Here is a 15,998-nt window from a genome sequence, read left to right as displayed (position 1 = left end):
GGGGCCGTCGCCGAGGAGGGTGACGGGCGCGCCCCACGGGATCATCCAGCCGAGCCACGTGGCCATGGGCCCGTCCAGGCCGAAGCTCAGGGTGCCGGTGAGGTGCCGGTACGCGAACGCCTTGCGGGAGCGGAGGTCGACCACCCATTCGCCCGCCTCGATGCGCGCCCGGAGGCGGTCGGGGTCGGCGATCTCGGCGGGCGTGAGGTCGAGCAGGTCGGCGCCTTCGAGGTTCCGGACGCCCATGTGGGCGTAGTAGGCGGGGTAGATGTCGAGCCCGGCGAGGGTCTCGGTGACGAAGTCGTCGGCTTCGAGGCGCAGCGCGGGGTTGGCCCGACGTTCCCGGCCGATGGTCGAGGCGGGGGCGTCGGACTGGGACGCCGAGCAGAAGCTGCCGAAGCCGTGCGTGGGCCAGACGTGCGCGCCGTCGGGCAGGAGGTCGGCGAGGCGGCGCGCGGACGCGTGCTGGTGCCGGGCGAGGTCGCGGGCGTGCTCGTCGCCGAGCAGGTCGGTGCGGCCGGTGGTGCCGAACAGCAGCGATCCGCCGGTGAACACGCCTTCGGGACCGTCCGGCCCGGACAGCACGTAGGAGAGGTGGTGGAAGGTGTGGCCGGGCGTGGCGACGACGGAGACGCGCAGGTCGGGCGAGAGGGCGATCTCGTCGCCGTCGGCGACGGCGACGCGGTCGAACTCGACGCCGTCGGCGGCGGCCACCAGGTACGCGGCGCCGGTCACCTTGGCGAGGGCGAGGCCGCCAGAGACGTAGTCGTTGTGCAGGTGGGTCTCGGCGACGTGCGTGATGCGCACGCCGAGCCGTCCGGCCAGGGCGAGGACGCGATCGATGTCGCGCTGCGGGTCGACGACCAGGGCCACCCGCCCGTCGTGGGCCAGGTAGCTGCGGTCGCCGAGGGAGGAGGTCTCCACCACCTCGGTCCGGATCGTCATCGTCGCTCCTTTCCTAGATACCCCGGGGGGTATGCAGAAGACGCACGTCCGCGCTCGCGGACGGTTCATCGGGCCGTCAGGACAGGGACAGGAAGAGCTTCTCCAGCCGTTCCCGGCTGATCGGCGGTTCCTCGCCGCGCTCGCGGGCGGAATTGCACTGCTCCAGCCCGGTGGAAATGATCTTGAACCCGGCGCGGTCGAGCGCCTTGGAGACGGCGGCGAGCTGGGTCAGGACCTTCTCGCAGTCCTCCCCGTTCTCCACCATCGAGATCACCCCGCCCAGCTGGCCGTGCGCCCGCTTGAGCCGGGTGAGGGCGTCCGCCAGGACGGTCGCGTCCATTTCCATCGGGCTCCCCTTCCGTTCACCCCTGTCAACGTATACCCCAAGGGGTATGTTCCCGATGGTCAGGCCAGAGATGAGCGGACGGCCATGAGCGCCTGCCCGAGAAGGTTCCGGCCGCGCCAGGCGTCCGGACGTTCGGCGCGCGGATCGTCCGCGGTCAGGCCGATGCCCCAGATGCGGTCGCGCGGACTGGCCTCGGCCAGGACGCGCTCGCCCGTGCCCGCGAGGAACGTCCGCAGGTCGGGGTGCTGGGCGAACTTCGCGGCGTTGCCGCGGACGACGATGGGCAGGCGGTGTTCGCGCCATGCGGCCTCGTCGAAGCCGGTGACCTGGCCGCCGAGAACTTTCGCGCGTCCGGGGTGCGGGGCGGCGAGGATCGCCGCGGCGGCGCGTTCGTCCCCGAAAAGGCGCGCCTTCTCCGCCATCATGTAGTGCTCGGCCGTCGCGTACCGGACGCCGTCCACGGTGAACGGGGACGCGTGCCACTGGCTCAGGCATCCGGTGGGGCCGTGCTCCCGCCAGAAGAACAGGAACTTGAGGCGGGCGCCGGTTCGCTGCAGGGCGATCAGCTCGGGGACGTCCATGGGGCGAGAGTGCCAGGACGGGTGCACGGTGACGAGCGGTTTTCCGGGGCGGAATCGATCGAGCGACGACCGCGTTACCACGGTGGCGGATGATCCGCCACCGGATCGAGGTCTAGACCATTTTGCCGAACCGGGTGGGTCATCGGAGAAGATCTCCTTATTTCGGTAGGCCGAGCCACCGAGAAGCGTCTATGGGAGGAACAAGATCAAATGGACAACCCTCTGGCGAACCCTCGTCGCACCCAGCTCGACGTGTGGCCCACGGCGCGCTCCGCGGAAGCCGAGACGGAGCGGCCCGCCGCGTCCGTGTCCGCCGAGTCGTCCGGCCCCGGCGAGGACGACCTCGCCGAGCAGTGAATTGATCTTCGGGCCGGACGCCGCGACCCGCCCCGCGCGGGTCGCGGCGTTCTGCCATAGCCCAGAGGGCATGATCGTGAGTGACGTGCGACACGTCATCCCGCAACTGACGTAGGCGATATACGTCGCGGTGCGGTGCCCCGCCAAACGGCATCCAAAGAGCATTTACTACGCCTTTGCCATTGGCTTGCCGTGCTCTGCGCTTGGAGCACCACACGGGGGAGATCACACGTACATGCCCTCTGCCGCCCTGCCCACCGGGGCCCCGGCCGACCGTCCGAACGTCACGACCCACGACGTCGCCATCATCGGCCTCGGCTACGTCGGCCTGCCGACGGCGCTCGCGTTCCACGCCCGGGGCCTGCGGGTCCTCGGCGTCGACCTGGACACCGGACGCCTGGAGGACATCCGCAGCGGACGCGTCGACCTGCTGCACAGCGACCACGAGCGGCTGCGCGCGGCGGGCGACGCGCTGACCGTCACCGCCGACCCCGCCGCGGCCGCCGCCGCCGACGCGGTGATCATCTGCGTGCCCACGCCGGTCGACCGGCGGCTCGTCCCCGACCTCGGGGCGCTCAGCGCGGCGTGCACGGCGGCCGTCGCGCACGCGCGTCCCGGGCAGACGATCGTCCTGACCTCCACGACGTACGTCGGGGCGACCCGCGACATGCTCGCCGCGCCGCTCGCCGCCCTGGGGGCTGCGCGTCGGGACGGACGTGTTCGTCGCGTTCAGTCCCGAGCGGATCGACCCCGGCAACGACCGGCACGCCCACGAGGACGTCCCGCGGGTCGTGGGCGGCGTCACGCCGCGGTGCGCCGCGCGCGCCGAGAAGGTGCTCGGACGGTACGCCGAGCGGCTCCACCGGGTCACCTCGGCGGACGCGGCGGAGATGACGAAGCTGCTGGAGAACACGTTCCGGGCGGTGAACATCGCGCTGGTCAACGAGTTCGCGGACGCGGCGGGCGTGCTCGGCCTCGACGTCGTCGAGGTCATCGAGGCGGCGGCCACGAAGCCCTACGGCTACATGCCGTTCTTCCCGGGACCGGGCGCGGGCGGGCACTGCATCCCCTGCGACCCGCACTACCTGCTGTGGCAGCTGCGGGGCGACCGGCTGAACCCGCCGGTGGTCGCGGCGGCAATGAACGCGATCGCGACGCGGCCCCGCCAGGTCGTCGAACGGGCGCGGCAGGTGCTGTCGGACGCCGGGCGGGGCCTGGCCGGCGCGGACGTCCTGGTGCTCGGCGTCGCGTACAAACCGGGCGTCGAGGACCTGCGGGAGAGCCCCGCCCTGGAGGTCATCGACGGGCTGCTCGCGGCGGGCGCGGACGTCGCCTACCACGACCCGCTCGTCGGCGAGCTCGTCACCGCGGGTGGGACGAAGCTGGCGTCGGTCGCCCCGCGGCCCGCCGACCTCGTCATCGCGCACACCCCGCAACCCGACGTCGACCTGGACGCGCTGCCGCACGACCAGCTCGTCCTGGACGCGACGTACCGCTTCCCCGGCGCGGCCCGGCGCGTGGCCCTGTGAGGCCACGCCTCCGCCTCCCGGCCCGATCCCGGACCGGGAGGCTCCCCGCGCTGGGCGCGCTGGCGCTGGTCGTCGTGATCTGCGGACTGATCGCCTGGCACGTCGGCGTGAAACTCGTCTACCTGCGCGGCGACGTGCTGCTGTCGGCGTACACGGTGCTGGTCAGCGGCTACGTGCTGAGCCGGTTCGTGCTCGCGGCGTGCTACCGGCCGCCGCACGACGCCGGGATCACCCCGTCGGTTGCGATCGTCGTGCCCGCCTACAACGAGGGCGAGGCCGTCGCCCGGACGATCCACTCGTGCCTCGGCCTCGTGTACCCGGAGGACAAGCTCGAAGTCGTCGTGGTCAACGACGGGTCGAGCGACGACACGTGGGCGCACATGGAGAAGGCCGCCGCGCGGTACCCGGACGGACGGGTGCGGTGCGTGGACCTCGGCGAGAACCGGGGCAAGCGCGCGGCGATGGCCGCCGGGATCCGCGCGACGTCGGCGGAGATCCTCGTCTTCGTCGACTCCGACTCGATGCCCGCGCCGGGCTCGGTGCGCCGCCTCGTCCAGGGGTTCGCCGACCCGGAGGTCGGCGCGATCTCCGGGCTGACGTACGTCCGCAACGCCGAGCACAACGTCCTGACGCGGATGCAGGCGGCCCGGTACTACGTGTCGTTCCAGTTGCTCAAGAGCGCCGAGTCGGTGCTGGGCGCGGTGACGTGCTGCTCCGGCTGCTTCGCCGCCTACCGGCGGGCCGCGATCGCGCCGCTGCTGGACGCGTGGGAGCACCAGCGCTTCCTCGGCGTCGAATGCACCTACGGCGACGACCGGGCACTGACCAACCGGGTGATCAAGTCCGGCTGGACGACCCGCTACGACGCGCGCGCGGAAGCGTGGACGGACGCACCGGACCGGTACCGCAAGTTCTTCCGGCAGCAACTGCGGTGGAAGAAGTCGTGGAGCCGCGAGGGACCGCTGCTGCTCGCGCACATCTGGCGGAGCCGGACGCGCGCGCTGCCGTCGGTCGCCGTCCAGACGATCGCCGGGATGCTCAGCCCGATCGTCGTCATGTACGGGCTGCTCGCGCCGCTCGCGGGCGGACAGTTCCCGATGGTCTACTTCCTCGGCCTGTACCTGGTGTCGATGGGGTACGCGCTCCTCTACCGAGTGCTGCGCGACGACGGCCTGTGGACCTACGCGTTCATCGGGACGTTCTTCTACGTGGCGTTCTCCCCGCAGCTCCTGTGGGCGATCGCGCGGATCCGGGACGGCAAGTGGGGCACCCGCGACGCGGACACGGCGAAGCCGTCCGTTTCGCCGGTCCCACGCGCGCTGCAGGTCTACAGCGCAACGGGCGGCACCGATGCCTGACGCCGAAGACACCGACCACGCGACGGACAAGACCGACATGGCCGATGCCTCACACGCGACGCACGAGGCCGGTGGGGCCGGTGAAGTGGACGCTGTCGGTGAGGCCGGTGGGGCCGGTGAGGCCGACGCGGCCGGTGAAGCTGGTGCGGCCGGTGAAGCTGGTGCGGCCGGTGAAGCTGGTGCGGCCGCTGCGGTCAATGAGCCGGAGGAAGCCGGTGAGGTCGACGAGGTCTTTGAGGCCGCCGACGGTGCTGACGCGGACAGCGAGGCCGACGGGACGGACGCCGACGGTGCGGACGCGGACGGTGAGGCCGACGGGACGGACGCCGACAGTGAGGCCGCCGACGGTGCGGACGCGGACGGTGAGGCCTCGGCGGCGTGGGGGTGGGGGCGCCGTGGGAGCGTTCGGAGGCCCACGGAGGGCGGGGGTTTCGGGCGGTTACCGGGTTCGTGTTCCTGTGCTCGCTGGCGCTCGCGATGGTGACGTGGGTGTCGATCAGCCGGCCGTTCGATCCCGGGCAGGCGGAGGCCGCCACCGTGGGGCTGGATCCGGCGGTCGCGCGGGCCGCCGCGGCGCTGCCCGCGCATCCGGGGTCGATCGTCGCGCTGACGTACCACGGTGTGGACGACCGCGACGGGGCGAGCAGCACCCTCACGCGCGAGCAGTTCGGCACGCACATGGCCGCGCTGGACGCGGCCGGATACGAAACCGTGCGTCTGCGTGACGTTCTCGACCTCTTGCAGGGACGGGACGTCCGGTTGCCCCCGCGCGCGCTTCTGCTCACGTTCGACGACGCGCGCATCACCGACTGGACGAACGCGGATCCCGTCCTCGACAAGTACGGGTTCACGGCGGCCGCGTTCCTGCCGACCGGGCGGATCGTCGAGCCCGGCACGCCGTCCTACTACCTGTCGACGCGGCAGGTGGAGGCGCTCGCCGACACCGGCCGGTGGGAGTTCGGTTCGCACACGCACGCGCTGGACGATCGGGTCCGGATCCCGGGTGATGTGGGCGCGCCGCTGCCGAACCGGATCGTCGTGGACGGACGTCCGGAAACTCTGGACGCGTGGCGCGCGCGCGTACGCGCGGACCTGGAGCGGTCGCAGGACTTCTTCCGCCGAACGCTCGGTCACGAAGTGTCCGCGTTCTCGTACCCGTTCGGGGAGGCGTCCGGCAACGACCGGCGCGTCGACGCGGCGCTGCCGGGGCTGCTCCGGGACGCCGGGTTCCGCGTGGCGTTCGCCGGCGAGGACGTCCCGGACGGGCACGTGAACGCGATCGGCGCGGACGCGGGCCGTACCTCCTCGACCGCATCGGCGTCCGCGCCACCACGTCGGCGGCGGGGCTGCTGGAGATGGTCGGCCGCGCGGTGCCGCGCGCGGCCGGACGCCCTCGCGGCGCTGCCCTGGCGGGGGGACGGCGTGACGTGCGAGCGGCGCGGCGCCGACCTGCGGGTCACCGGCGAGAAGTACGGCGCGTGCGTCCTCCGCCCGGACCTCAACACCGCGCAGTGGAAGGACTACCGGGTGACCGCGTCGATCTCGGGGTTGAGCCCGCGGTCGGGTGCGGTCATCGCCGTCCGGGACGGTGCGGGCGCGGGCATCCGGGCCGCATCGAGGTCGTCGTCGGCGACGGGTCGGTGGTGGCGCGGCGGCAGGTCGGCGACCGTGCCCCGCTGCCGCTCGGCCGCGTCCGGCTGGACGGCCGGGACGGGCCGCGCGACGTCGCGATCGAGGTGCGGGGGAGGCGGCTGACGGTTCGGGTCGAGGGCGGACGGCCGCTGAAGGCCGCCCTCGTCGAGGCGTTCGGCCCGCCGATCGACCGGGGCGGTCTGCGGTTCGGGATCACGGCGCGCGGTGCCCGGACGGTGACGTTCCACGATCCGACGTTCGTCCCGCTCCAGGGCCGCTGACGCGCCCGGAAGAGAGGCAACGATGCCCGCGCTCATACGTTCGGCGGCCGTTCTGGTCGCGGCCCTGCTGATGTCCGTTCTGGCCGCCGTCCCGGCGCGGGCCGCGGCGACCACGGTCGTGTCGCTGACGTTCGACGACGGGGTTCGGGACCAGTACGACAACGCCCGTCCCGTCCTGGACGACCACGGCATGGACGGCACGTTCTACATCAACAGCGCGCGCGTGGACACGCCCGGCTACATGTCGCAGGCGCAACTGCAGACGATGGCGTCCGGTGGGCACGAGATCGGCGGGCACACGATCACGCACGCGAACGTGCCGTCGCTGCCAGAGGAGGAGAAGCAGCGGCAGGTGTGCGACGACAGGGTGGCGCTGCTCAACCTGGGGTTCGAGGTAACGAGCTTTGCCTACCCCTACGGCGCAGTGGACCCGGCCTCCATGGACGTGGCGGAGGAGTGCGGTTACAACAACGCGCGGACGGTCGGCGGACTCGTGTCCCCCGGCAGTTGCGGCGGGTGCGACCTCGCCGAGACGATGCCGCCCGCCGAACCGTACTCGGTCCGCACGCCGGACTCGGTCAAGACGGGCACGACCCTCGCCCAGCTCAAGCAGTACGTCACGCAGGCCGAGGACGACGGCGGCGGCTGGGTGCCGCTCGTGTTCCACCACGTGTGCGACGGCTGCGGCGACGCGTACGCGGTCGCGCCCGCGACGTTCGACGCGTTCCTCGACTGGCTGCAGGCGCGGGCGTCCGGCGGCACGGTCGTCCGGACGGTCGACGAGGTCGTCGGTGGGAGCGTGCAACCGTCCGTGCCGGGGCCGCCGTCGCCCGTGCAGGTGCAGAACCCGTCGCTTGAGGCCGCGTCCAACGATGTCCCTGCGTGCTTCCAGGAAGGCGGCTGGGGCACGAACACCTATACCTGGACGCGGACGCAGGACGCACGCACCGGCCAGTACGCCCACGAGGTCGAGGTCATGTCCCGTACGTCCGGCGACCGGAAACTCGTCACCCGCCAAGACGCCGGTACGTGCGCCCCCGCCGCGATACCGGGACACAGGTACGAACTCGGCGTCTGGTTCAAGGGCTCCTGGCCCGCCACTGTCAACGCGAAGATGAGCATCTATTACCGCAGCGCCACGGGCGCCTGGATGTTCTGGACGAACGGGCCCGCACTCGCCGAAACTGGTACCTGGCAGCGGTCCCTCGTCACCACCCCGCCCGTCCCCGCAGGCGCGACGAACCTCAGCTTCGGCGTCGCGCTCCCGGGTGCCGGAACGCTCATCGTGGACGACTTCACCCTCACGGACCTGGATCTATGACCGCTCGCCGACACTTTCTCGAACTGGGCTTCGGGCTCCTCGCCATGGCCGTCCTCGTGCCGCTGGCTGGCAGGAGCTCGTCCCCGAAAGGACGCGCCCGCGCGCGCCGCCGAAGCCCGCGACGTCGTCACCCCCGAGATGCTCGCCGCCCGCGAGCACCGCGAACCGCTGCGAACGCGGGCGCGTCGAGCTGACGTTCGACGACGGCCCGGACGTCTACACGCCGCAGATCCTCGAAGTGCTGCGCGCCCACGACGTCCGCGCCGTCTTCTATGTGACCGGCGAGAAGGCCGCCGCACGGCCCGATCTGGTCCGCGCGATCGCCGCCGACGGGCACCGCGTCGAGAACCACAGCTGGAACCACCCGTACCTCACCGACCTGTCGGCCGCGCAGGTCCGGGAGCAGCTCGCGAACACCTCCGCCGCCGTCGCGGACGCGGGCGCGCCCCTTCCGACCCTGTTCCGGCCCCCGTTCGGCGCCACCGACGCCACGGTGGAGGCGCAGGCGCGCGCGCTGGGCATGCGGGTGGTCCGCTGGACGATCGACACGCACGACTGGCGCGGACGGCGGCCGGACGAGATCGCGGCGACCGTCCTCACCCGGGCGGAACCGGGCGCGGTCGTGCTGATGCACGACGGCGTCGCCCGCTCCGCGGCCACCGTCCGGGCCCTCCCGACGATCATCCGCGGGTTGCGCAACCGCGGATTCTGCACCGCGCTCCCCGGCTGATGCGCGCCCGGCTGATCGTCGCGGGGGCCCTCGCCGGGGCCGTCCCGATCGCGTGGGGCGTCTGGGCGCTCACCCGCCCGGACGGCCGCGCGCCCGTCCCCGGCCGGCTGGTCACCAACGAGTACGCGCACTGGAACCCGGACGCCGACGACGCGCGCCGCTCCCGGACCTGGGACGTCACGAGCGGTTCGCTCTTCACGCGCGACGGTCTCCTCTGGACGGGCCCGCCCGACACAGAGACACCGGACGCGACATCCTCCAACGGAACCGGGTCGAGCGTCTTCCGGATGCATACGCACCGCACCGATTACCTCGACACCCATGTCACCTTGGACGTGCGTAACGTGCGCCTACTGCCCGACGGCGCGCAGGACTACGACGGGGTGCACGTGATGCTGCGCCACAAGGACGAGACGGAACTGTACGTGGCGTCGCTCAACCGGCGCGACGGGCTCCTCGTCATCAAGAAGAAGCTGACGGGCGGATCCGAGAACGAGGGCCGGTACTTTACGCTCGCCCAGGTACGACACTCCTACGCGTTCGGTAAATGGCAGCGCTTCGAGGTCCGCGTCTCCGGGACGTCCCCGGTCGTCATCACCGTCGCGCAGTCCGGACGCGAACTGCTGCGCGCCGTGGACGACGGGCGCCGCCACGACCGTCCCATCACCCGTGCGGGCTCGGTCGGGGTGCGCGGCGACCGGTGCGAGTTCGAGTTCAAGATCCGGATCCGGAACCGGTGACGCGCGCGCGGAAGAGCCCGGTGTCGGTCGCGGCGACCAGCGTCCCGTCGGACGCCAGGGCGACGCCGCCGACCGGGCCGGGCACCTCGACCCGGCCGAGCGGCTCGGGCCGGGCGTCGTCGCGCGCCGTGAACGCGCCCGCCCGCCGGTCCCCCGCCGCGACCAGCAGCCGACCGCCCGCCCGCGCCGCGGCGACGACCGGGGCGTCTTCCGGCGCCGGCCCCTCGGCCACCGCCTCGCCGTCCGGGCGCCGCACCACGATCCGCCCCCCTTCGCCGTGCACGAGGACGACGCCGTCCGCCCACGGAACCATCGGCGTGGGCGGTGCGCCGCGGTCCAGCTTCCCGACCTGCCCCTCGATCTCGACGTCCAGCATGGAGTAGCTGGGGGCCTTGCCCCGTTCGGATTCGCAGGACAGGGCGACGAGCGGCCCCGAGTCCGGGGTGGCGTGCAGAAGGTGCCGGTCCGGACTCAGGTACCCGAACCACGTGTCGAAGCGCGCCAGCCGCTCGCCGGTGCGCGCGTCCCAGACGAGCACGTCCGCGTGGGGCCGCCGGTCGAACACCGTCACGACCGCACCGCGCCCCCGGTGGACGGCGAGCCCCACCACGTCGGGGAACGACGCCTCGGCGTCGTCGATGACGACCTCGTCCCCGCCGTAAAGGTCGTGGACGTGCACGCGCCCTCCGTCCGCCCACGCCACGACGGGCGAGGCGCCGCGCGGCCCCGGCAGGACCCCGAACGCCCACTCTTCGTCGTCGCAGGGGAATCCGGGCAGCGGATCCCCCACCCGGACGCCCCGCGCGAGGTCCCACGCGAGACCGACGCTGCCGTCGTTCCCGACGCGCGACGCGCACACCGTGGCCGCCCCTTCCCCGGCGGCCCGCACGTTCTCGAACGACCCCTGCGCCAGCAGTTCCGCACGCCCGACCATGCCCGCACAGTAGGCCAGCCCGCCGTGACCGTCCCCGCTTTTACGCGATCGCGACCGGACCGTTTATTCGATTGATCTCGACTGGGAATCCCACCGAAAATGGCAGAGTGGACTTCGCTCTTCAAATGGTCGAAATCACCTGGACCAAGCACTCCCGCGGAGGCAGGGCCGCCGCCCGCCGCAACGCGGCCCCGACCGCCTTCCCGCTGCCGGACGACGCGCCCCCGTTCGTCCACACGGTGTGGATGCGCGAATGGGACGGCTTCACGCCGCGCACCTCGGTGACACACGATCTCCCGCGCGGCCTTCCGCGCGGCATCGGCGTCGCGGAAGAGTCCGGGGGCCTTCGCGTGGACTTCGGAAATCGTCCGTCCGTACATCTGCGGCCGAACCAATTCCTGCGACGACAGGAAACTTTCCTGAGCGGCCGCGGTTGCTCGTGCTGCGGCACCCCTTGGTACAACTTGCGCACTTTGAACATCGTCTACGGAAAAGTCCGCGCGGAATCCTTCCTGCACGAACCGGCCGTGTACATCGACGACCGGCGCATCCTCGGCGCCCGCCGCCGGTCCGTCGGTTCCGGCCGCCAAGTCGGGTGACGAACCGGGAGGCGTCCGGTATATCCGTTGATCACGGGATCGCGACGGCGGAGGAGACGTGTGGAGCCGGTCGAACTGACGGCCGCCGAGCGGCGGGTATGGCGGGCGTTCCGGACGGGCGCGAAGGTCGACTTCTGGCAGGAAGGCGACGACGCCGAGGACGGCGGAACGTGGGGCCCCGAACGCACCGTGCGGGCATGGGTGCTGCGCAAGCTGCTGCTCCGGCCGCCGGAGGACGGCGAGGTCACGGCGCTCCGGGTGTCCGGGGCACGGATCACCGGGGAGCTGGACCTGCAGTACGCGGAGGTCGAGCACCCCATCCGGCTGTGGGCGTGCCACTTCGAGGAGATCCCGAACCTCTACGGATCGCACCTGCGGCAGCTGAACCTGAGCAAGTCGTACCTTCCCGGCCTGTTCGCGGCGACGATGCACGTCAGCGGCGTGCTCCGGCTCACCGAATGCCGGGTGCCCGGCCGGATGAGCCTGGGCGGCGTCCGCATCTCGCGGGCGGTCTTCCTCGAACGGGCGCGGCTCGGCACCCCCGGCGCCGACCAGGGCGAGATCGTCCACCTGAACCACTCGGTGCTGGAGGACGACCTGTGGGCCCCGGGCCTCGAAGTCCACGGCGAGATCCGGCTGAACAGCGCGTCCGTCGGAAACCTGAACCTCGAAGGCGCCCTGCTCAGCAACCCCGGGAAGCGCGCCTTCGACGGCCGGAGCCTCGGCGTCGGCCAGAACCTGACGGCCGCGAACCTGCGGGCCGAAGGGGAGATCAACCTGCGCGGCGCGCGGATCGCCCAGAAGCTCGACCTCACCGGCGCGGACTTCTCGCACCCCGTCGGGCATCCCGCCGGATGCGCCCTGGATCTCGAGAACCTCACCGTGGAGTCGGACGTCGTGGCGCGGCGGAGCCGCTTCGACGGCGAGGTCAATCTGCGCGGGGCGACGATCCCCGGACAGCTCGACCTGGCGAAAGCCCGCATCGCGCACCCGTCCGGCCAGGCCCTGCGGGCGAGCGCCACCACGATCGGCGAGGTGTGGCTGCGCGAAGCGCGGGTGGACGGGCTGCTGAACCTGCGCCGCGGACGGTTCGGGCTCCTGCACGTGCCGCCGGACGCGCTGGGCGGCGGCGTCCGGCTGGACGGCCTGACCTACGACGCGCTCGCCCCGCGGCTCCCCGCGAAGGTGCGGATCGCGATGCTCGAACGCGACGTCGAGGGCTACGTCCCGCACGCGTACGAGCAGCTCGCGGCGGCGTACCTGGGGGCGGGCGACGACATCGCGGCGCGGAACGTCCTGCTCGCGAAGCAGCGGCGCCGACGCCGCACCCTGCCCCTGTACCGGCGGATATGGGGCTATCTGCAGGACGTGACGGTCGGGTACGGGTTCCGGCCGCTGCGGGCGGCGGCGTGGCTCGCCGGGCTCGTGCTCGCCGGGACGGTCGCGTTCGCGTTCGAGCATCCGGCGCCCCTCAAGGCCGACGAGCACCCGGACTTCAACGCGCTGTTCTACTCCCTCGACCTCCTCCTCCCGATCATCGACTTCGGGCAGCAGAAGGCGTTCAAGCCCGCCGGCTGGCACCAGTGGCTCTCGTACACGCTGATCAGCACCGGATGGGTGCTGGCGACGACGATCGCGGCGGGCGTCACCCGCACGCTCAGCCGGCAGTGACCGCGCGCAGCCGCGCGGCGGCGTCCTCCGGCGGGACGTCGTTGATCCAGGCGGCCATCCCCGACTCCGACCCCGCCAGGTACTTGATCTTGTCGGGGGCGCGCCGGATCGAGAACAGCTCCAGGTGCAGCCGCAGCAGGTCGCGGCCCTCGCCGATGGGCGCCTGGTGCCAGCCCGCGACGTACGGCAGCGGCGTCCCGTAGAGGGCGTCGAGGCCGCGCAGCAGGTCACGGTAGAGGACGGCCAGTTCGTCCCGTTCGGCACCGTCGAGGGCGACGAGGTCGGGAACGTGCCGGTGCGGGGTCAGATGGACCTCGACGGGCCACCGCGCGGCCGCGGGCACGTACGCCGTCCAGTGCTCCCCGGCGAGGACGACGCGGGGCCCGGCCCGCTCGGCGGCGAGCACGTCGCCGAACAGGTCGCCGCCGTACGCCGCGGCCGTCGCGAGCATCCGCCCGGTGCGCGGCGTCACGAACGGGTACCCGTAGATCTGCCCGTGCGGATGGTGCAGCGTCACGCCGATCTCGACGCCGCGGTTCTCGAACACGTACACCTGCTCGATGCCCGGCAGCGCCGACAGCTCCGCGGTGCGGTCCGCCCACGCGTCGACGACCGTCCGGACGCGCGACACGGGCAGCCCCGCGAGCGCCGCGTCGTGCTCGTCGGTGAAGCAGACGACCTCGCACCGTCCGGCGCCGCGGGAACGTTCGAACAGCGCGACGCCGTCGACGGCGGCCGGGACGTGCGGGGTCGCGGCGGCGTACGACGGGAAGCGGTTCTCGAACGCGACGACCTCGTAGCCCGCGTCGGGGATCTCCGACGCGGGGCCGCCGGGACACAGCGGGCACTCCTCCGGCGGCGGCAGGAACGTGCGCGCGTTGCGGTGCGCGGTGATCGTGACCGGGTCGCCCGTCAGCGGATCGCGGCGCGTCTCGCTGAGCGGCTCCACGGGCGGCAGCCCCCGCGGGTCGGGGGCGGGCACCCGCCCCGGCTTCTCGTCGTAGTAGACGATCTCTCGACCGTCGCTGAGGCGCGCGCGGGTCCGGTACACCGCAGAAGGCTACCGGGCCGCCGCCCGCTCGCTCTCATTGACCGCCAGCAGATGCTTGACCAGCGTCGTCAGCACCTCTTTCCCGGCGCCCGGCTCCGCACGTCGCACAGCACGACCGGCGTCCCGGCGTCCAGGTCGAGCGCCTCGCGGATCTCCTCGACCGTGTAGTCGTAGCCGTCGTCGAAGCAGTTCACGCCGATGATGAACGGCAGCCCGCGGCTCTCGAAGTAGTCGACGGCCGGGAAGCAGTCCGGCAGCCGCCGGGTGTCGGCGAGGACGACCGCGCCGAGCGCCCCGGCCGACAGCTCGTCCCACATGAACCAGAACCGGTCCTGGCCGGGCGTGCCGAACAGGTAGAGGATCAGCCCGTCGCGGACGGTGATGCGGCCGAAGTCCATCGCGACCGTCGTGGTCGTCTTCTGCTCGACCCCCTCGATGTCGTCGACGCCGACGCCCCGGTCGGTCAGCAGCTCCTCGGTCTGCAGCGGGCGGATCTCGCTGACGGCACCGACGAGCGTCGTCTTGCCGACGCCGAATCCCCCGGCGATGAGGATCTTCACCGCGACCGGTTCAGAGGGCTTGGAGACCATGCAGCACTTCCCTGAGGAGACTTTCCTTGGAGAGCGGGCTCTCCTGCCGGGGCCGGGTGACGGTGATCAGCCGCTGGCCGAGCAGGTCGCCCAGCAGCACCCGGACGACGACGAGGGGCAGTTCGAGCCGCGCGCGACCTCGGCGACCGGCTGCGGCGCGGCGCACATGTCGAGGATGTGCAGGTGTTCGGGGCCGATCCCGGGCGTCCCGGCGCGCGGCCGGCCCGCCGTACCGATGAGGGTGATCATATCGAAGGGCTCGTCCCCGGCGGGCCGCGCGCGGCCGCGCGTCAGCGCGTACGACCGGACGATCGGTCCGGCCTCGTCGTCGAGCCATTCGCTCATCCGGAGTCCTCGCCGTCCTCGACCTCGGCGCGTCCGCGCCGGGTACCGCGCTGGATGGACGACATCATCGCGCGGGCCTCCTCGGGCGTGCGGCGAGAATGCACCGGCGCTTCGTCCGCACCGGAGGCGGGACCGGCCGCCGCTTCGCCGTCGCGGAGCTGCGCCGCCAGGTTCTGCTGCCGGACCCGCTTGGGCAGCGGCGGCCGCTCCTCCCCGGACCTGCGCCGCCGAACGTCCCCGATCGCCCGCTGCCGGTTGCCCGCCCGGGCCTCCCCCGGAGCGCCGTCGGCCCGCGCGCCCTCGGCCGGATGCCTCTCGGCCTGCGCGCCCTCGGTCGGCGCGGCCTCACCCGGGACGGCTTCGGCCTGCGCGCCCTGGGCCCGCGGGGGGTCGAATCGCAAGATGTCCGACCTTGATGCGTCGATCTCCGTCGCTTCGGGATGCGAGGACTCCGTTCGCGGAACCTCGGACCGCGGGTCCTCAAATCGCGAAATATCCGGCCCCGCGGCATCGCCCTGTGGGACCTCGGACGACGGGACGCCGGAACTCGGGGCTTCGGACCGCCCGTCCCCTGCCGTGTCCGCGCGGCCGGATTCGGCGGCACGCGCCGCCTCACCGCCCGAACCGTCGAGCCGCGCCCCCTCGGACCACGAGACCTCGGGACGCGCCCCTGCGGAGTACGAACCCGCCGAATGCGAACCCCCGGAAGGTGGAGCCTCGGACCACGAGACCTCGGGACGCGCCTCTGCGGAGTACGAACCTGCCGAGTGCGAACCTGCCGAGTGCGAACCCTCAAAGCGCGGGCCCTCGGAACCCGAGCCCTCGGAGTGCGGGCCCTCGAAGCGCGAGACTTCGGGACGCGCGCCCTCGGAGTACGGCCACTCGGAGCGCGAACCCTCCGAGCGCGGGCCCCCCGATGTTGATGATCTTCCCCGAGCCCTGCGGCAGCAGATGCTCCAGCGCGGCGTGCGCGCCGTACATCATCATC

Annotated in this window: 18 protein-coding genes and 3 pseudogenes; 12 read left to right on the top strand and 9 right to left on the bottom strand. The window is 72.5% G+C overall.

What is annotated here, in order from left to right; genetic code table 11:
- From BJF79_RS13750 to BJF79_RS13740, 3 genes are all read right to left on the bottom strand, one after another.
- Positions 1 to 945 (bottom strand): MBL fold metallo-hydrolase (locus tag BJF79_RS13750; RefSeq protein WP_143219893.1); only part of this gene is annotated, 945 nt, incomplete at its 3' end.
- A 76-nt stretch (positions 946 to 1,021) separates the two neighbouring features.
- Complete coding sequence (locus tag BJF79_RS13745; protein WP_075897631.1) at positions 1,022 to 1,291, bottom strand: metal-sensitive transcriptional regulator; 270 nt, start codon at positions 1,289 to 1,291, stop codon at positions 1,022 to 1,024.
- A gap of 59 nt (positions 1,292 to 1,350) precedes the next feature.
- A complete protein-coding gene (locus BJF79_RS13740) occupies positions 1,351 to 1,872 on the bottom strand; it encodes an NADAR family protein (RefSeq protein WP_075897629.1) in 522 nt (173 codons plus the stop codon).
- Positions 1,873 to 2,082: 210 nt separating this feature from the next.
- Between BJF79_RS13740 and BJF79_RS57240 the strand changes: the two genes are divergently transcribed.
- From BJF79_RS57240 to BJF79_RS13700, 10 genes and pseudogenes are all read left to right on the top strand, one after another.
- Positions 2,083 to 2,229, top strand: a complete 147-nt coding sequence (locus BJF79_RS57240) for a hypothetical protein (protein WP_187357001.1) — start codon at positions 2,083 to 2,085, stop codon at positions 2,227 to 2,229.
- A 235-nt stretch (positions 2,230 to 2,464) separates the two neighbouring features.
- A pseudogene (locus BJF79_RS66825) lies at positions 2,465 to 2,857 on the top strand (NAD(P)-binding domain-containing protein); the annotation flags it as partial.
- Positions 2,858 to 2,945: 88 nt separating this feature from the next.
- Positions 2,946 to 3,758 (top strand): nucleotide sugar dehydrogenase, encoded by an 813-nt coding sequence (locus tag BJF79_RS59725; RefSeq protein WP_410050081.1) that lies wholly within the window; start codon positions 2,946 to 2,948, stop codon positions 3,756 to 3,758.
- The gene (locus BJF79_RS13730; RefSeq protein ID WP_075897627.1) at positions 3,755 to 5,116 is read left to right on the top strand and encodes a glycosyltransferase; all 1,362 of its coding nucleotides are present in this window, start codon (positions 3,755 to 3,757) and stop codon (positions 5,114 to 5,116) included. Before BJF79_RS59725 ends, BJF79_RS13730 begins: the two co-directional genes overlap by 4 nt.
- Positions 5,109 to 5,600, top strand: a complete 492-nt coding sequence (locus tag BJF79_RS13725) for a hypothetical protein (protein WP_075897625.1) — start codon at positions 5,109 to 5,111, stop codon at positions 5,598 to 5,600. Before BJF79_RS13730 ends, BJF79_RS13725 begins: the two co-directional genes overlap by 8 nt.
- Positions 5,567 to 6,871: a polysaccharide deacetylase family protein gene (locus BJF79_RS13720; protein ID WP_075897623.1), complete on the top strand. Its 1,305-nt coding sequence runs from the start codon at positions 5,567 to 5,569 to the stop codon at positions 6,869 to 6,871. The genes BJF79_RS13725 and BJF79_RS13720 overlap by 34 nt, the downstream gene beginning before the upstream one ends.
- Positions 6,853 to 7,029 carry a hypothetical protein gene (locus BJF79_RS13715; RefSeq protein ID WP_158079163.1) on the top strand — a complete coding sequence of 59 codons (177 nt, stop codon included), beginning with the start codon at positions 6,853 to 6,855 and terminating at the stop codon, positions 7,027 to 7,029. Before BJF79_RS13720 ends, BJF79_RS13715 begins: the two co-directional genes overlap by 19 nt.
- Before the next feature lie 22 nt (positions 7,030 to 7,051).
- Entirely contained in the window at positions 7,052 to 8,350 is a 1,299-nt protein-coding gene (locus tag BJF79_RS13710; RefSeq protein ID WP_075897619.1) for a polysaccharide deacetylase family protein, read from the top strand.
- The gene (locus BJF79_RS13705; RefSeq protein WP_075897617.1) at positions 8,298 to 9,080 is read left to right on the top strand and encodes a polysaccharide deacetylase family protein; all 783 of its coding nucleotides are present in this window, start codon (positions 8,298 to 8,300) and stop codon (positions 9,078 to 9,080) included. The genes BJF79_RS13710 and BJF79_RS13705 overlap by 53 nt, the downstream gene beginning before the upstream one ends.
- The gene (locus BJF79_RS13700) at positions 9,080 to 9,820 is read left to right on the top strand and encodes a hypothetical protein (RefSeq protein WP_075897615.1); all 741 of its coding nucleotides are present in this window, start codon (positions 9,080 to 9,082) and stop codon (positions 9,818 to 9,820) included. Before BJF79_RS13705 ends, BJF79_RS13700 begins: the two co-directional genes overlap by 1 nt.
- Here the strand turns inward: BJF79_RS13700 and BJF79_RS13695 are convergent.
- Positions 9,795 to 10,754 carry a hypothetical protein gene (locus BJF79_RS13695; RefSeq protein WP_075897613.1) on the bottom strand — a complete coding sequence of 320 codons (960 nt, stop codon included), beginning with the start codon at positions 10,752 to 10,754 and terminating at the stop codon, positions 9,795 to 9,797. The two genes, BJF79_RS13700 and BJF79_RS13695, sit on opposite strands and share 26 nt — an antisense overlap.
- A gap of 107 nt (positions 10,755 to 10,861) precedes the next feature.
- On the opposite strand from BJF79_RS13695, the gene BJF79_RS13690 reads away from it, so the two are divergent.
- Both BJF79_RS13690 and BJF79_RS13685 read left to right on the top strand, forming a co-directional pair.
- On the top strand, positions 10,862 to 11,353 hold the full coding sequence (locus BJF79_RS13690) for a hypothetical protein (protein ID WP_075897611.1): 492 nt from the start codon (positions 10,862 to 10,864) through the stop codon (positions 11,351 to 11,353).
- Between the two features lie 60 nt (positions 11,354 to 11,413).
- Positions 11,414 to 13,024 (top strand): hypothetical protein, encoded by a 1,611-nt coding sequence (locus BJF79_RS13685; RefSeq protein ID WP_075897609.1) that lies wholly within the window; start codon positions 11,414 to 11,416, stop codon positions 13,022 to 13,024.
- On the opposite strand, the gene galT is transcribed toward BJF79_RS13685, so the two are convergent.
- The 5 genes and pseudogenes from galT to BJF79_RS59720 all read right to left on the bottom strand — a co-directional run.
- Positions 13,011 to 14,075: a galactose-1-phosphate uridylyltransferase gene (galT, locus tag BJF79_RS13680; protein ID WP_075897607.1), complete on the bottom strand. Its 1,065-nt coding sequence runs from the start codon at positions 14,073 to 14,075 to the stop codon at positions 13,011 to 13,013. The two genes, BJF79_RS13685 and galT, sit on opposite strands and share 14 nt — an antisense overlap.
- Before the next feature lie 9 nt (positions 14,076 to 14,084).
- Positions 14,085 to 14,665, bottom strand: a pseudogene (locus BJF79_RS13675) (GTP-binding protein).
- Positions 14,646 to 15,010 (bottom strand): annotated as a pseudogene (locus BJF79_RS13670) (DUF742 domain-containing protein). The pseudogenes BJF79_RS13675 and BJF79_RS13670 overlap by 20 nt, the downstream one beginning before the upstream one ends.
- Positions 15,007 to 15,411: a hypothetical protein gene (locus BJF79_RS13665; RefSeq protein WP_075897605.1), complete on the bottom strand. Its 405-nt coding sequence runs from the start codon at positions 15,409 to 15,411 to the stop codon at positions 15,007 to 15,009. The pseudogene BJF79_RS13670 and the gene BJF79_RS13665 overlap by 4 nt, the downstream one beginning before the upstream one ends.
- Positions 15,412 to 15,802: 391 nt before the next feature.
- A partial coding sequence (locus BJF79_RS59720; protein ID WP_262401969.1) for a hypothetical protein occupies positions 15,803 to 15,998 on the bottom strand: 196 nt, incomplete at its 5' end.

The organism is Actinomadura sp. CNU-125, assembly GCF_001942465.1.
GTDB lineage: Bacteria > Actinomycetota > Actinomycetes > Streptosporangiales > Streptosporangiaceae > Spirillospora.
The sequence above is the reverse complement of the archived record's forward strand: the minus strand, read 5'-3'. Positions and strand labels throughout refer to the sequence as shown.

What these genes read in the sequence shown, in the direction of transcription:
- BJF79_RS57240 (WP_187357001.1), top strand. Translation starts at nt 2,083, where the DNA reads ATGGACAACCCTCTGGCGAACCCTCGTCGCACCCAGCTCGACGTGTGG.
- BJF79_RS13710 (WP_075897619.1), top strand. Translation starts at nt 7,052, where the DNA reads ATGCCCGCGCTCATACGTTCGGCGGCCGTTCTGGTCGCGGCCCTGCTG.
- BJF79_RS13745 (WP_075897631.1), bottom strand. Translation starts at nt 1,291, where the DNA reads ATGGAAATGGACGCGACCGTCCTGGCGGACGCCCTCACCCGGCTCAAG.
- BJF79_RS13725 (WP_075897625.1), top strand. Translation starts at nt 5,109, where the DNA reads ATGCCTGACGCCGAAGACACCGACCACGCGACGGACAAGACCGACATG.
- BJF79_RS13740 (WP_075897629.1), bottom strand. Translation starts at nt 1,872, where the DNA reads ATGGACGTCCCCGAGCTGATCGCCCTGCAGCGAACCGGCGCCCGCCTC.
- BJF79_RS13700 (WP_075897615.1), top strand. Translation starts at nt 9,080, where the DNA reads ATGCGCGCCCGGCTGATCGTCGCGGGGGCCCTCGCCGGGGCCGTCCCG.
- BJF79_RS13695 (WP_075897613.1), bottom strand. Translation starts at nt 10,754, where the DNA reads ATGGTCGGGCGTGCGGAACTGCTGGCGCAGGGGTCGTTCGAGAACGTG.